The 15402-nt window shown below is 55.0% G+C and carries 14 protein-coding genes; 9 read left to right on the top strand and 5 right to left on the bottom strand.

What is annotated here, in order from left to right; genetic code table 11:
- Positions 1 to 50: 50 nt before the first annotated feature.
- From cysT to HGO37_RS09740, 3 genes are read left to right on the top strand one after another with little or no spacing between them, the layout of a single operon-like run.
- Positions 51 to 908 carry a sulfate ABC transporter permease subunit CysT gene (gene cysT / locus HGO37_RS09750; RefSeq protein WP_250983137.1) on the top strand — a complete coding sequence of 286 codons (858 nt, stop codon included), beginning with the start codon at positions 51 to 53 and terminating at the stop codon, positions 906 to 908.
- On the top strand, positions 901 to 1773 hold the full coding sequence (gene cysW, locus HGO37_RS09745) for a sulfate ABC transporter permease subunit CysW (protein WP_250983136.1): 873 nt from the start codon (positions 901 to 903) through the stop codon (positions 1771 to 1773). Before cysT ends, cysW begins: the two co-directional genes overlap by 8 nt.
- A gap of 11 nt (positions 1774 to 1784) precedes the next feature.
- Positions 1785 to 2822, top strand: a complete 1038-nt coding sequence (locus HGO37_RS09740) for a sulfate/molybdate ABC transporter ATP-binding protein (protein WP_250983135.1) — start codon at positions 1785 to 1787, stop codon at positions 2820 to 2822.
- A gap of 2 nt (positions 2823 to 2824) precedes the next feature.
- Here the strand turns inward: HGO37_RS09740 and HGO37_RS09735 are convergent, their stop codons facing one another.
- The 4 genes from HGO37_RS09735 to betI form a co-directional block, all read right to left on the bottom strand.
- Entirely contained in the window at positions 2825 to 4189 is a 1365-nt protein-coding gene (locus HGO37_RS09735; protein WP_250983134.1) for a chloride channel protein, read from the bottom strand.
- Positions 4190 to 4311: 122 nt separating this feature from the next.
- Positions 4312 to 5964: a choline dehydrogenase gene (betA, locus tag HGO37_RS09730; RefSeq protein ID WP_250983133.1), complete on the bottom strand. Its 1653-nt coding sequence runs from the start codon at positions 5962 to 5964 to the stop codon at positions 4312 to 4314.
- A gap of 144 nt (positions 5965 to 6108) precedes the next feature.
- Positions 6109 to 7572, bottom strand: coding sequence for a betaine-aldehyde dehydrogenase (betB, locus tag HGO37_RS09725; RefSeq protein WP_250983132.1), 1464 nt, complete (start codon positions 7570 to 7572; stop codon positions 6109 to 6111).
- A gap of 27 nt (positions 7573 to 7599) precedes the next feature.
- Complete coding sequence (gene betI / locus HGO37_RS09720; RefSeq protein ID WP_192487222.1) at positions 7600 to 8205, bottom strand: transcriptional regulator BetI; 606 nt, start codon at positions 8203 to 8205, stop codon at positions 7600 to 7602.
- Between the two features lie 163 nt (positions 8206 to 8368).
- Here betI and HGO37_RS09715 point away from each other — a divergent pair, with 163 nt between their 5' ends.
- The 4 genes from HGO37_RS09715 (at position 8369) to HGO37_RS09700 (ending at position 12511) form a co-directional block, all read left to right on the top strand.
- Entirely contained in the window at positions 8369 to 8914 is a 546-nt protein-coding gene (locus HGO37_RS09715) for an HdeD family acid-resistance protein (protein ID WP_250983131.1), read from the top strand.
- Between the two features lie 274 nt (positions 8915 to 9188).
- Positions 9189 to 9428 carry a ribbon-helix-helix domain-containing protein gene (locus HGO37_RS09710; protein WP_250983130.1) on the top strand — a complete coding sequence of 80 codons (240 nt, stop codon included), beginning with the start codon at positions 9189 to 9191 and terminating at the stop codon, positions 9426 to 9428.
- 189 nt (positions 9429 to 9617) lie between these two features.
- Positions 9618 to 11423, top strand: a complete 1806-nt coding sequence (locus HGO37_RS09705; protein ID WP_250983129.1) for a bifunctional diguanylate cyclase/phosphodiesterase — start codon at positions 9618 to 9620, stop codon at positions 11421 to 11423.
- 83 nt (positions 11424 to 11506) lie between these two features.
- Positions 11507 to 12511 (top strand): NAD(P)H-quinone oxidoreductase, encoded by a 1005-nt coding sequence (locus HGO37_RS09700; RefSeq protein WP_250983128.1) that lies wholly within the window; start codon positions 11507 to 11509, stop codon positions 12509 to 12511.
- Positions 12512 to 12766: 255 nt separating this feature from the next.
- Here the strand turns inward: HGO37_RS09700 and HGO37_RS09695 are convergent, their stop codons facing one another.
- Positions 12767 to 13528 carry a DUF3750 domain-containing protein gene (locus tag HGO37_RS09695; protein ID WP_250983127.1) on the bottom strand — a complete coding sequence of 254 codons (762 nt, stop codon included), beginning with the start codon at positions 13526 to 13528 and terminating at the stop codon, positions 12767 to 12769.
- 161 nt (positions 13529 to 13689) lie between these two features.
- Here HGO37_RS09695 and HGO37_RS09690 point away from each other — a divergent pair, with 161 nt between their 5' ends.
- Together HGO37_RS09690 and HGO37_RS09685 are read left to right on the top strand one after the other, a co-directional pair.
- A complete protein-coding gene (locus tag HGO37_RS09690) occupies positions 13690 to 14697 on the top strand; it encodes an asparaginase (protein ID WP_250983126.1) in 1008 nt (335 codons plus the stop codon).
- 44 nt (positions 14698 to 14741) lie between these two features.
- Positions 14742 to 15365 carry a glutathione S-transferase family protein gene (locus HGO37_RS09685; protein WP_250983125.1) on the top strand — a complete coding sequence of 208 codons (624 nt, stop codon included), beginning with the start codon at positions 14742 to 14744 and terminating at the stop codon, positions 15363 to 15365.
- The last annotated feature ends 37 nt before the right edge of the window (positions 15366 to 15402 follow it).

Raw genomic sequence — 15402 nt, 5'->3', positions numbered from 1 at the left:
GGCGTTCTGAAAAGGGTGGCTTTTGCCACCAGAGTTTACCCGGAGCATTGATGAGCAATACCCCATCGCCAAGCAGGTGGAAGTGGCGTCAGTCGAGTGTCCTGCCAGGATTTGGCCTGACGCTCGGCTACACGATAACTTACCTTTTTCTTATAATTCTCATTCCACTTGGCGGCTTGGTATGGTCCACCGCAAAACTCGGTCTGGCAGACTTCATTGCCATCGCCACAGATAGCAGAACACTGAACGCCCTGCGCGTCAGCTTTGGCACGGCCTTCGTAGCCGCCCTGGTCAACGCCGTGTTCGGCGTCATAATCGCATGGGTACTGGTGCGTTATCGTTTCCCCGGCCGCCGCTTTGTTGACGCCATCGTCGATCTGCCGTTTGCTTTGCCCACCGCCGTTGCCGGTATCGCGCTCACTGCACTTTATTCCAATCGTGGTTGGGTGGGGTCATGGTTTGAGCCCTTCGGCATCAAGATCGCCTTCACACCAACCGGTATTGTCATCGCGCTGATCTTCATCGGTCTGCCATTTGTGGTGCGCACCGTGCAGCCGGTCATGGAAGAAATTGACCGTCAGGTGGAAGAGGTTGCCGCGACTTTGGGCGCCAATCGTTTTCAGACGATCACTCGTATTCTGTTGCCCGGTCTGGTCCCTGCCATTCTGACAGGTTTTGCACTGGCCTTCGCGCGTGGTGTGGGTGAATACGGTTCGGTCATCTTTATTGCCGGCAATATCCCTTATGTGTCGGAAATCGCGCCGCTGTTGATTGTCATCCGTCTGGAGGAATTCAATTACGCAGGCGCGACAGGCATTGCGACGATCATGTTGATCATTTCCTTTGCAATGCTTTTTGTCATCAATCTCATTCAGGCTTGGAGCCGCAAGAGGTACGGATATGCCTGATAACGCGCGCACCATCCAATCCAGACCATTCCGTGATCCGGCAACTGAAGGCCCGCTTGCAAAGTTGGCGCTGTTTGCTCTGGCTTTCCTCTTCCTGGCCCTGTTTCTGGTGCTTCCGCTGGTTTCGGTGTTTTTTGAAGCTTTCCGCAAGGGCGGTGAAGCCTTCTGGGAAGCGATTGTCGAGCCAGATGCTCTGTCGGCCATTCGCCTGACATTGCTAGTTGCGGCCATCTCGGTTCCGCTAAACCTGATCTTCGGTGTCGCAGCGGCCTGGGCCATTGCGAAGTTCGAATTCAAGGGCAAGGCGTTCCTGATCACGTTGATTGACCTGCCGTTCTCGATTTCACCTGTGATTTCGGGGCTTGTTTATGTCATCCTGTTTTCGTCCCACAGCGTGCTCGGTCCATGGCTGAAAAGCTACGGTATCGAAATCCTGTTTGCCGTGCCCGGCATCGTATTGGCCACGGTATTTGTGACCTTTCCGTTCGTGGCACGCGAACTGATTCCGCTGATGCAAGAGCAGGGAACGGGTGACGAAGAAGCGGCCATTTCGCTCGGGGCGTCCGGCTGGCAGACCTTCTGGTACGTGACCCTTCCCAACATCAAATGGGGCCTGCTTTACGGCGTGTTGCTGTGTAACGCGCGCGCTATGGGTGAGTTCGGCGCTGTGTCGGTGGTATCAGGTCACATTCGCGGTGAAACCAACACCATGCCGTTGCATGTCGAGATTCTCTATAATGAGTATAATATCGGCGCTTCATTTGCTGTCGCAACGCTGCTGGCAGGTCTGGCACTGGTTACGCTCGTTCTGAAAACTATTCTTGAAATTCGCTTTGGCGCGGGCAACGCTGCCGGCAAGCATTGAAGGGCATTTTTATGGAAGTCAAAGTTTCCGGCATTACCAAGCAGTTTGATCGTTTTCCGGCTTTGAACGATGTGTCGCTGGACATTCGTTCTGGAGAACTGATCGCGCTTCTTGGACCTTCCGGTTCGGGCAAAACCACGCTGTTGCGTTTGATCGCCGGTTTGGAGCAACCCACGCAAGGGCAGATCTTTTTCGGTGATGAGGATGCCTCGCACCGCAGTGTTCAGGAACGTAACGTTGGTTTCGTGTTTCAGCACTATGCGCTTTTCCGCCACATGACGGTGGCCGAAAATATTGCCTTTGGCTTGAAGGTACGCCCCTCGGACACACGTCCGGCCAAAAGCGAGATCAAGCGCCGCGTGTCGGAACTGCTTGATATGGTGCATCTGAGCGGCCTTGAAAAACGGTATCCGAACCAGCTGTCAGGCGGTCAGCGCCAGCGTGTTGCTTTGGCACGTGCCGTGGCAATCGAACCAAAGGTCCTGCTACTCGACGAACCATTCGGCGCGCTTGACGCCAAGGTGCGCAAGGAACTGCGCCGCTGGCTGCGTGAATTCCATGACCGTACTGGGCACACCACCGTCTTCGTAACACATGATCAGGAAGAGGCGCTCGAACTGGCCGACCGTGTGGTGGTGATGAGCCAGGGTAAGATCGAGCAGGTTGGAACGGCCGATGACGTGTACGATCGTCCCAACTCACCTTTCGTGTTTTCCTTTATCGGTGAATCTTCCAGCCTGCCGGTGTCGATCAAGGACGGCCATGTTCTGTTCCAGGGTGAGCAGATCGGCGTTTCCGATGAAGGCAAGGGTGAGGGCGAGTTGTTCTTCCGTCCGGAAGATGTCGAACTGACTATCGATCAGGGGGCGCTTTACGGCAAGGTTACCACCTGTCGTCGTCTGGCCGGAACACGCATTGCGGAAATCGACATCGCCAATAACGGCCATGATCCCTACCATCTGGAAATCGAAGTGCCGCTGCATGCGTCCATCGCGGTTGGGCAAGAACTGCGTTTCCGCCCAACGCGCTGGAAGATTTTTCAGAAGTAATGTTAGGGGCTCGGTGTGCTGGCCGGAGCATCGTGACGTTGCGTCGCGCGTTTGTCACGAATGCTCTGTGCCAGGAAAACTCGGGAGAGGCCATGATAAAGTGGTTCATGCGAAATGAACCGCGACGTCAGATAGCCCAACATGGCGGCTGCCATGATGGGTAGAACGCCTTCGTGGTTGCCGGTCATTTCCAGAATGATCACGAAGGCTGTCATGGGCGCGTGAACGACACCGGCAAAATACCCCGCCATGCCGACAATCGCACCAAGGCCGATGCTGGCGCCGAGCATCGAGGCAACCGTGCTGCCAAAACCTGCTCCAACCGACAGCGATGGAGCAAAAATTCCACCGGGAATACCGGACAGCATGGCAAGCAATGTTGCGGCAAGTTTTTCGACGAAGAACAACTGACCGGTTCCATGTCCTTCAATGGCCGCACGCGCCTGTTCATAGCCGGTGCCGAATGTTGCGCCACCGGTCATGACGCCGAGCAGTGCGGAACCCAAACCGCATATCAGGGCAATGATGAGCACTTTTCGCAGCGGTGTATAGCGGTTCCATCGACGTATACGCTGCGAAATCTTCAAGGCGAGTGCGCTGAACAAGGCACCGAAAACGCCACCGCCAACACCGCAAACCAGAACCAGTGCCCAGTCTTTTGCCGTGGTGGCCAAGACAGTGCTTGCACCGAAATAAGTGTAGCTGCCGACCAGCGCAAGCGAGGCAAGACCGGAAAGAATGACGGCCATGAGCACCAGGCCGTTGGCACGGGATTCGTACGCTCTGCTCATTTCCTCAATGGCAAAAACGATGCCGGCAAGCGGCGTGTTGAAGGCCGCCGCGATGCCCGCAGCAGAGCCAGCGAGAATGAGGCCGCGGGCTTGCGCTATACCGCCCCAGCGGGCGGCTTGCAGCATGATGGATGCGCCCACTTGGACGGTCGGGCCTTCACGTCCGATTGACGCGCCGCACAGCAGACCAGTGATCGTGAGAATGATTTTTCCCGTGGCGACTTTCAGATTTAAGAGCCGTGAGCGATCTTCGACATCACGCAAATGGCGCGCAGCAATAGCCTGCGGAATGCCACTGCCCTGAGAGTTGGGAAAAATGGTTGCTGCAATCCATGCACAAAGCATGAAGCCGACAGGTGTAATGATCAATGGCAGCAGGAAGGTGTATTCGCCTGCAGATGTCATGGCAAAAAACAGGTGCTGCGCGGCATCCGCCATTTTTGCAAAGGCAACGCTGATGACGCCGACTGCTATTGCACCCAGCCAGAAAATTCCTCTGGGTTTCCACACACGCCAAGATCCCCACATCACGCGTGAGCGACGCAGCATTTTCAGCTTCTTATAATTCATGGGCATCGGAAACGATCTTTAGTCAGTCAACGATCAGGCTGCCCTCTTATCTGCCTCGTGTAATACCATTGCAAATAAAAATCCCCGCATATCTGGCGGGGATTTTCGATTTTGACGGTAGCACTCGTTTATCTGTCACTGACGGCAGCGCGTGGATTGGTCCATGGCTGCTGGTTGGAGCGCGGCAACGGCTGGCGTCCAAGAATATGGTCAGAGGCCTTTTCGCCAGTCATGATCGATGGGCCGTTCAGGTTACCATAGGTGACATGCGGGAAGATCGAGCTGTCGGCGACACGCAATCCTTCCACACCAATCACCCGGCATTCCGGATCGACGACCGCCAGAGGGTCATCACGGTCGCCCATCTTGCAGGTGCCGCAAGGGTGATAGGCGCTTTCGAGATGTTCGCGAAGGAAAGCATCGATATCATCATCGGACTGTACGGCATTTCCTGGCTGAATTTCAGGGCCGCGATAATCGTCAAATGCCTTCTGGCCAAAAATCTCGCGCGTCAGGCGAACGCAGTGCCGGAACTTCTCCCAGTCTTCCTCATGGCTCATATAATTGAATTGGATAACCGGATCGGCCTTCGGGTCGGCAGAGCGCAAGGTCACGTTGCCACGCGACTTTGACAGATTGTAGCCAACGTGAACCTGGAAACCGTGGCTCTTGGCGGCAGCACGGCCGTCATAAGAAATGGCCACCGGCAGGAAATGGTACTGGATATCAGGCTGTTTGAGGCCTGGCTCTGAGCGCAGGAATGCACAGGCCTCGAATTGGTTGGAAGCCCCAAGGCCCCCCTTCGATAACAGCCACTGTGCGCCCGCCACACCCTGCCAGAACCATGGCAGCCAAGAATAAAGCGATACTGGCTTAGTGGATATCTGCTGGAAATAGAATTCCATATGGTCCTGCAGGTTGGCGCCGACACCCGGTCGATCTACCTTCACCTCAATGCCCATATCCTGCAAATGCTGAGCCGGGCCAATGCCAGACAACATCAGCAATTTTGGCGAGTTGAACGAGGAGGCCGACACGATCACTTCGCGGCCTGCCTTGATGACCTCGACACGGCCTTTTCGCTCGATCTCTACGCCGGTCGCACGACCGTTTTCAATGACGATCTTGCGGGCAAAACCATGCACCAGCGATACGTTGGGGCGCTTGAGCGCAGGGCGGAGATAAGCATTGGCGGCGGACCAGCGCCGACCATCATGGATGGTCTGCTCCATCAGGCCAAAACCTTCCTGCTTGGAGCCGTTATAGTCCTCGGTCATTTCAAAACCGGCCTGCTGGCCGGCCTGAATAAAGGCGTGGAACAGCGGGTTTTTGACCGGACCGCGCTGCACATGCAGCGGACCATCGGTGCCGCGCCAGCCTTCTTCCCCGCCATGGCTGTGCTCCATGCGCTTGAAGTAGGGCAGTACGTCGGCATAGGCCCAGCCTCGTGCACCAAGATCTTCCCAGCGGTTGAAGTCTTCCGCATGGCCGCGCACGTAGACAAGGCCATTGATCGAGGATGAACCGCCAATCACCTTGCCGCGGGGTGCGGTGATCCGGCGATTGTTAAGGTTGGGTTCCGGCTCGGACAGGTAACCCCAGTTGTAGCGTTTCATGCTCATCGGCCAAGCAAGGGCTGCCGGCATCTGGATGAAGGGGCCAAAATCACTGCCGCCAGCCTCGATCACGATGACGGAATATTTGCCGTCTTCCGACAAACGATAGGCCATGGCTGAACCGGCCGAACCCGAGCCGACGATAACGAAATCTGCTTGCTGCATTGGTATCAATCCCAAATATCAATCGCTCAAGGGTAAATTACGGTCCAGAGTCTTTTCCACGCAGCAGACGCTGCGTGGCTGGATTCCTGTGACAAGCACAGGAATGAGGGGGAGAAGACGTTCCTACAACGAGTAGGGATCGCTTCAGTACGGCGCGTCCACCTTGCCCATGCCGACATAGACCGTCTTCAATTCGCTGTAGTGGTCCAGTGCCGCAACCGAATTTTCACGGCCAAAACCGGACTGTTTGGAACCACCGAACGGAATTTCGACCGGGCAAAGATTGTAGGTGTTGATCCACAATGTACCGGCCTGGATCTGGTCGACAACGCGGTGGGCGCGCGACAGATCGCTGGTGAAGACGCCACCGGCAAGACCAAGCTCGGTCGCATTGGCACGTGCGATCACATCTTCTTCGCTGTCGAAATCCAGCACGCACATCACAGGCCCGAAGATTTCCTCGCGGGCAATCGTCATATCGTCTGTGACATCGGCAAATACGGTTGGCTGAACATAATATCCGGTGCCGGAGACCGTGTTGGGAATGCCACCGCCGGTCACCAGCGTTGCGCCTTCGGCCTTGCCTTTTTCAATGTAAGCCAGAACCTTTTCACGTTGAGCGAGCGAAACGAGCGGGCCAAGCTGAGTTTCTTCATTCATCGGATCGCCAACCGACATGGCCTCGGTACGCACCTTCAGCTTGGCAAGGAACGTATCCTTGATCTTGCGATGGACGAACACACGCGTACCATTGGAGCAGACCTGACCACTCGAATAGAAATTGCCAAGCATCGCGCCGCCAATGGCGCTGTCGATATCGGCATCATCGAATACGATCAGCGGCGACTTGCCGCCAAGTTCCATGGTGACGTGTTTGAGGTGGCTGGCAGCCGCAGCGGCTACCTTGCGTCCAGTCGGAACGGAGCCGGTCAGCGAGACCTTGGCAACGTCGGGGTGGTTGACAAGAAGCGGGCCGGTATCGCGGTCGCCCTGAATGACGTTGAAAACGCCCTTGGGCACACCGGCTTCTGCCAGAATTTCTGCAATCTTGAGGGCGCCAAGCGGTGTGTTTTCCGAAGGTTTAAACACCATGGTGTTACCGGCTGCAAGAGCAGGTGCACCTTTCCAGCAGGCAATCTGCTGTGGATAGTTCCAGGCGCCGATACCCACGCAGACGCCAAGCGGCACGCGCTTGGTATAGGCAAAATCGGAGCCTAGCGGAATGTAGTCGCCATTGAGCGCAGCCGGTGCAATGCCGCCGAAAAACTCGAAGGCATCGGCGCCCGATGTCGGGTCGGCAACAATGGTCTCCTGAATGGGCTTGCCGGTATCGTATGTTTCCAGTTCCGACAGTTCGCGGTTGCGCTCGCGGATAAGGTCTGCAGCGCGCTTGAGAATACGGCCACGCGCTGTCGGGCTCATCGCCGCCCATTCCGGTTGCGCACGCTTGGCCGCAGCAATCGCCTTTTCGACGATAGCAGGGGTTGCGGCGTGCAGCTTCGCAATCACGTCACCGGTCGCAGGATAAATGCTTTCGAAAGCAGTACCCTGCTGGTCTTCCACATATTCGCCGTCAATGAAATGCGAGGCAGTTGGTTGGGTTTTCATATATAGAACTCCGGAAAAGAAATTCGTTTAGTGTTTAGGGGCAAGGGCACCGGTGAAGGGGACGAGTTTTGCGTCCAGATAATCCTCCACGAGGGCGATTGCCGATTTGATGTCAAAGCGCGCGGCGCGCAGGCTGTGACGGATGTAGAGACCATCGATCATCGCAGCGGCACCTTCGGCGATGCGCGCCGCATCATCCAGCGGGCAGAGCCGCTTGAGGTCCGCCAACAAGTTTGAGCGCAGCCGGTGTGTATAGAGAGACAATAGCCGTCTGGTTTCCTCCGAACGCTGTGCCTCAACGTAAAATGCAAGCCACGCGGCAATCGTTTCGCTGGTGAACTGGTCTTGCTGAAACGAAACACGGATAATAGCAGAAAGCCGCTCGCGTGGACCACAGGCACTGTTGAGTGCCGCAATCGCATCTACGCGCAAATCCCGCAGCATGCTGCGGATGCTTTCCAGCAGAAGCTGTTGTTTGCTGCCAAAATAATGGTGTGCCAATGCCGCAGACACACCGGCTTCGCGGGCAATCTCGTTCATTGTGACATTGAGCGAACCGTGATGGCCGATTGCCCGCAACGTGGCATCCACCAAAGCCTTTCGGCGCAACGGCTCCATTCCAATCTTTGGCATAACTGTCTCCTGGATATCAGTCAAAATTACATTTGATTGATTGATCAATCAATAAAAATAAATGGCACCTTTAAAGGCGCTTATTTGATGTTGCGCTAAATCAATTGCAGTCACCTATTAGGTGTATATGATGAAATCATACCGTGTGGATGGAGTGTCAAAAATGTCCGATTTCCAGCCTTTGAAAATGTCCGGTATTCACGCCAAATGGGGGTGGTTTGTCGCTCTCGGGGTTGCTCTTCTTGTTTTTGGTATCATCGCCTTTGCGAACCTGATGGTCGCGACCGCCGCCTCAGTCTTTTATGTCGGCCTGCTGATGCTGATGGGTGGTGTCATCCATCTTATCCATGCCTTCCAGGTCAAAGGTTGGGAAAGCATCCTGTTCTGGACGTTAAGCGGTGTCCTTTATCTGCTGGCAGGCATCATTGCGTTTCAGAACCCGAACCTGACAGCTGCCGTGCTGACTTTGGTGATGGCCGTCGCCCTGGTCATTGCCGGGGTGTCGCGCATATGGCTTGGCCTGAAACTGCGTCCGCTGAAAAGCTGGGGTTGGGTGGTTGTCGCGGGTGTCGTCACCGCACTGGCGGGCTTCATCATCGCGCTTGGCTGGCCGGTCAACAGCATCTGGGTGCTGGGCCTTTTCCTGTCGATTGATTTGATGATGCAAGGCTGGGCGCTGATTGCGCTTGGGCTTGCGCTAAAATCCTGAACATCAAAATGCAGGTAAAGTAACAAGGGCGGCGGAACCTGCAGCGTATCGTCTGCATTACTGCTCGGCTGAACGGGGTGCGGCTTACGTCGAACATTCATCCCGAATGAGTTTTGTAAGTTGCGGTAGTTTGTGCTAATATAATGTCTTCGGATTACCAATGTCCGGTGCCACGGTCAGGCTTAAAATAATAAGACCGCAATCAATCCAATGTTGGCCCCTTTTATCGGCGACTCAGCCAAGGGGCAGGATTTGAGGAAAAGGGAGAAACAATATGCCTATGGTCACTGTGTCAGTTTCCCCGGAGCAGGCGGCGAGAATGCGCCATGCTGTTGAATGTGGTGCATATGCATCCGGAAGCGAGGTTGTGCGTGCCGCATTACGGTTGTGGGTCGCATCGTCGCAGGCGAACGACTTGGACGTTGCTGCTAAAGGTCAGCAAAATCATGAAGATGAGCGAGTGAATGTTGCAGAGCTTTTTGCAGCTCACGCAGACAAGAAGCGGTGCGGCTGATGCTGCGTCTTGTCTGACAATATTGGCAGGCTGATATGTGACAGTTATGTCATAAAACTTTCATCCAACATTCACATACAGTCAATCTTTTATTGACCAGTTTTCAGGATGCTTCTCCGTAAAAAGCGGTGTTGTCGCCGTGCCCAAAAGGCCGCGTAAACCCGTATAATTATGGTGCGGAGAATAATCATGACAACGGCTATGGCGTTGGATCACCCTTCGATACGTCGTTTTGCCAGCGGACAGATGATGTCCATGTCTAAATTGGTTCTGGAAACGGCATTTCAGCCGATTGTGGAAACCACGACAGGAACGGTTTTCGGTTACGAAACCCTGATGCGCGGTCACGAAAAGCTTGGCTTTTCATCTCCCTTAGCGCTGCTTGATCAGGCGGAAAGTGACGGCCAACTTGTCGCGCTGGAAAACCTGCTGGCCAGCAGGGCACTGGCCAAGTTTTCGACCTTACCTGATTTCACCTCTGCCACGCTGTTTCTCAATCTTGATGTTCGATTGATACGCCATGGGGATGCCATCCTCGACAAGCTTGTTTCGCATCTTTCGGGCGCCGGTATCGCGCCGTCTTCAATCTGTTTTGAACTGTCTGAACGCTTCGACAATACCAGCGTGCCGGAATTTTCTTCGCTGATCGCCAGAATGCGCAAGGAAGGTTTCAAGATTGCCATCGACGATTTCGGCGTGGGTCATGGCGAAATGAAACTTCTCAGCGACTATCAGGTGGATTATCTCAAGATTGATCGCCACTTCATCGATGGTGTCGACAGCAATGCACGCAAACGCCATCTGGTGCGCCATATCGTCAACATTGCGCATGTTTTGGGTGTGCGGGTTATCGCTGAAGGCATTGAAACCGAAGCGGAATTCCTTGTATGCCGCGAATATGGCGTTGATCTGGTACAGGGCTGGTTCATTGCCCGGCCGACAACCTTTACCACTGAATTGCAGCCGGCCTTCCCACATCTCCAACATTTGGGCGAGAACCGTCGCAGCAGCCAGTCACTCGATGAAATCCTCATTCGCAAACAGATTGAACGTCTGCCGACCGTCTATGAGAACGACAGCATCGACAGCGTGTTTGAACTGTTTCGCAGAAACCCTGCCCAAGGCTTTTTCCCGGTACTCAATGCAAATGGCGAGCCGCGCGGTGTTATTAACGAGCACCACCTGAAAGAATATATCTATCAGCCCTTTGGTCGCGACCTGCTGAAGAACAAGGTCTATGAGCGCACCATATCGCACTTTGTCGACGCCGCGCCGATCGTCGGTCTCGACGCTGATGCAGACCAGTTGATGTCGATGTTTGCCAGCATGGACGGCAGCGCCTGCGTGATCTTGACGGAAAATCTGCGTTACGTTGGTGTTGTCTCTGCGGCCTCGCTCATCAAGGTCGTCAATGAGAAAAAGCTGAAAATGGCGCAGGACCAGAACCCGTTGACGGCACTGCCTGGCAACCGCGCCATCAGCAGCTTCATTGAAGAAGGCTGCCGCGACGACGACGATACCCGTTTCCTGTGTTACTGCGACTTTGACAACTTCAAGCCCTTTAACGACAAATACGGTTTTCACATTGGCGACCACGCCATTTCGTTATTCGCCGCACTGATGCGGCGTTACTTTTTTGCTGGCGGCTGTTTCCTCGGCCATATTGGCGGCGATGATTTCTTCATTGGCGTTCGTGGCTGGTCGCGTGAGGAAATCCTGGAGATTCTTGAAAGACTGCTCAGCGATTTTCACGGCGACGTCATCGAACTCTACTCTGAAGATGACCGGGAAGCAGGCCGTATCGTTGGTCACGACCGCTTCGGAACAGAGCGTTTCTTTGCGCTGCTGCGTTGTTCTATTGCCGTTCTGGAGCTGCCGAAAGGTCTGATGATTGGCGACAGCGAGCGTATCGGAAGTGAAATCGCTGCTATCAAGAAAGCAGCCAAGGACAGCAAGGACGGCCTGACGGTCCGGGTATTTAACGGGACAAAATGACGCCAGTGGCAAAGCGTCTTCTTTTCTTCGCCATGCCATTCCTCTAAGCCTTTCCCCCTGCATTGTTTCAGGAGGATTGTTCTATGGCATTGCCGCATGAAATGAACTTTGTCGATCTGCCCTCTTTTGGCGGCGCCGAGGTTATGGTCTTGGCCAAGGGGCCTGTACCTCAACCGAAGACGGGCGAAATTCTGGTCCGGGTTGAAGCGGCAGGAATCAACAGGCCAGATGTGGCGCAGCGCCAGGGAACCTATCCGCCTCCCAAGGACGCCAATCCGATTCTGGGCCTGGAAATCGCCGGCGAAATTGTTGCGCTGGGCGAAGGCGTAAACGGTTTTTCCATCGGACAGAAGGTCTGCGCGCTCGCCAATGGTGGCGGTTATGCCGAATTTTGCGCCGTTCCGGCTAGCCAGACATTGCCGTTTCCCAAGGGATATGATGCAGAACGTGCAGCTGCATTGCCGGAAACCTTCTTCACCGTCTGGGCAAACCTGTTCCAGATGGCAGGTCTTGGCGAAGGCGAGAGCGTTCTTATTCATGGCGGAACAAGCGGCATTGGTACCACGGCCATCCAGCTTGCCAAGGCGTTTGGTGCCAAGGTCTATGTCACGGCGGGATCCGCGGAGAAATGCGAAGCCTGCCTCAAGATCGGGGCCGATGTCGCCATCAATTACAAGACAGATGATTTTGTTGCCATCATCAAGGAAACCACGGGCGGAAAGGGCGTCAACGTTGTTCTGGATATGATCGGCGCTGATTACTTCGAGCGCAATCTGGCAAGTCTTGCCAAGGATGGTTGCCTGTCTATCATCGCGTTTCTCGGAGGCGCGGTTGCCGAAAAGATCAACCTGACACCAATCATGGTCAAGCGGCTGACGGTAACCGGCTCTACCATGCGGCCGCGCACCGCGGCTGAAAAGCAGGTTATCCGGGACGAATTGTTACAACAGGTCTGGCCGCTCATCGAAAACGGAACCATTGCGCCTTGCATTCACAAGGTCATTCCGTTCAGCGATGTGGTTGAAGGACACAGGCTGATGGAAAGCAGTCAGCACATCGGCAAAATCGTACTTAAGTTGAATACGTAAGAAAGCCCTTGAAATCGCCCATGGATGGATTACCTTTCTCTCATGTTCAACGTAGCGAAAGGAAGGTGATCCAATGTCTAATGAGATTTCGATCTTTGTACTGGGCTTGGGAAAGGAGAAGGTTTTGACGGGGCAGCCCTCGGCCTGACCAACCTTCCTTCGGACTGCCATCTTGAATGACAGTTCGGGTCCTCTATCAGGATCAAACTCATGGAAGGGTCGCGTGAGCGGCCCTTTTCCTGTTTTTACGGCCTATTAAATCGCGATATTGCCAGTGCGTTGCATACCAAACCAGCCAAGGCCGGGGATCTTTATGCCGGGATTGACCACATCGATACCGGCGACAAGCCCAAGCAGATGGACTTCAAATCCGCTGCGCACGCCAGCGGCAACCCCGATCAGACCTCTCCAGGACACATGCACATCTTTCCAGTCGTCATCGACATGGAACAAGGCGGCATTCGGCACATAATCCCGCCCGACCGCATCTGGCGGCAAGGCTACACCCAGTTCCGGTACCGAGCGCAGCACATGCGCAACAAATGTATTGGAGTTGGGGCCGGGGTAGATCTGATAACCACCCTGTTTGGCGTACGGGTACGCGGCAATCGCCTTTTCGATTTTCGGGATCAGGCGCTCAGCTTCATCACCCTTGATTGCAATGACCTGGCGTGGTGGATTGGAATACCAGAAAGCGTCAGGCGGATAGTTGTTCACCCTGATAGGATTGCCCCAGCCAACCTTGTCATAGCGGTTGTAGCGCGCCGCGTTTCTTTCCTTGGTAACGATCCATGCATGGCTGGCCAGCGCGCCCTTAAAACCGCCAGTCATCGCGGAAAACACATAAACCGCAGCGTCCTTCTGGTCATCGGCTTTCGGCAATAGCCCAGATGATGACCACTTTGCCTCACGCCAGTTGGAGGGCTTGTCGCGAATGGCCCATAACCCGGCAGATGCGATGGCCGGTAAAAGGAAGATGACAAAAACCAGAACGAAGAAACGTTTGACGTATCTCATATTGCCCCGTGCGTTGTATCCACTGCCTTTCAAAGCGCAACGCCTTCTGTACACTGCGCAAGGGAAGCTGGAATGGCTGCATGATCCATGCCTTGAATCAGGTGCGATTTAAGGCGTCATGCAGTAGAAGCGTATATTATCTGGAGTTTTTTGAGGCCGTTATGAACAATCCTGTTACTGTTGAAGTTACCCGCGGAAATTTGGTCGAAAGCCGTCATCATGGAATGGCAGTGGTGGTCGATGGTGACGGCAAGATCCTGTTTTCCGCCGGCGATATTGAAAGCGGTGTTTTCCCGCGTTCGGCCTGCAAAGCCATGCAGGCTCTGCCACTGGTGGAAAGTGGTGCCGCAGACGCCTATGGCTTCGGTAACCGGGAACTAGCGCTGGCCTGCTCGTCGCACAATGGCGAAGATGCCCATGTCGAGCTGGCGGCCTCGATGCTGGCAAAAGCAGGTCGAGACGTGAATGTGCTGGAGTGCGGCGCCCATTGGTCGTCCGATCAGGCAACACTCATTCATCAGGCCCGTACCTTGGAAAAACCGACAGCCCTGCACAACAACTGCTCCGGTAAACATTCCGGTTTTGTCTGCGCCTGCTGCCACATGGACGTCGATCCGCAAGGTTACGTCGGTTACGACCACCCTTTGCAGCAGGAAATCCGTACAACCATGCAGGCGCTGACTGGCGCCGTGCTGTCCCATGAAACTTGCGGCACCGATGGCTGTTCCATTCCCACCTATGCGGTTCCGTTGAAGGGGCTTGCACATGGCTTTGCGAAAATGGCAACCGGCACCGGGCTTGAGCCTTTGCGGGCGAAATCGGCGAAACGCCTGATCGACGCCTGCATGGCTGAACCATTTTATGTCGCCGGGACGGGCAGAACCTGCACGCGCCTGATGCAGGTTTCACCCGGTCGTATCTTTGCCAAGACCGGAGCGGAAGGTGTGTTCGTCGCGGCGCTGCCCGAGAGCGGAATTGCCATGGCGGTGAAATGCGAAGACGGAACAACGCGTGCGGCAGAAGCCATGATTGCGGCGCTGTTGGCGCGTTACTCTGAAAAGGGAACTCAGCAACAGGCCGACCTGCTGGCCATGTCGAACCGTGGCATGAAAAACTGGAACAAGATCCACGTCGGCGACGTCAGGGTCGCTGCCGGTTTTTCGCAGTGAGGTCGCGAAACTTCGTCCTTGAGTGAAATTAAAGGAAATCGAAAATGTTTACGCTGTTTTCCATGCCGGGCACCTGCTCGCGGGCCAGCCATATTACGCTTGAAGAATCCGGTTTGCCCTACAAGGTCAAGCGGGTGGATTTCAGCAAGCAGGAGCAACTTTCGCAGGCGTTTTTGGCCGTTAATCCGAAGGGCAGGGTGCCAGCGCTGGTGACATCCAGCGGTGTTTTGACGGAAACACCTGCCATTCTGTCGTTCATTGCGCAAATGGCACCGGCCGCCAAACTGGCGCCGCTGGATGACGCCTTTGAATTTGCGCGCATGCAATCCTTCAACGCTTATATTTCATCCACCGTGCACGTTGCGCATGCCCATGGCCGTCGTGGCAGTCGGTGGGCGGATGAGGCGTCATCGCTGGAAGACATGAAACGCAAGGTGCCGCAGGTCATGAGCGACTGTTTCGAGATTATCGAGCAAGGTTTTCACGGCGGCCCATGGGTGCTGGGCAGCCAGTATTCAGTGTCCGATCCCTATCTGTTCGTGATGTCGGGATGGCTGGAAAGCGACGGTGTCGACATCGCCCGTTTTCCAAAAGTGCATGACCATTACCAGCGCATGTTGGCGCGCGCTGCCGTCATCAGGGTGCTTGAGGCTGAAAAGCAGGCTTGAAACATCAAGCCACCCCGGTCAACATTCGGGGTGGCTT

Source organism: Rhizobium sp. CG4 (assembly GCF_023701965.1).
GTDB lineage: Bacteria > Pseudomonadota > Alphaproteobacteria > Rhizobiales > Rhizobiaceae > Agrobacterium.
This window is presented reverse-complemented; position numbering and strand designations above follow the sequence as displayed.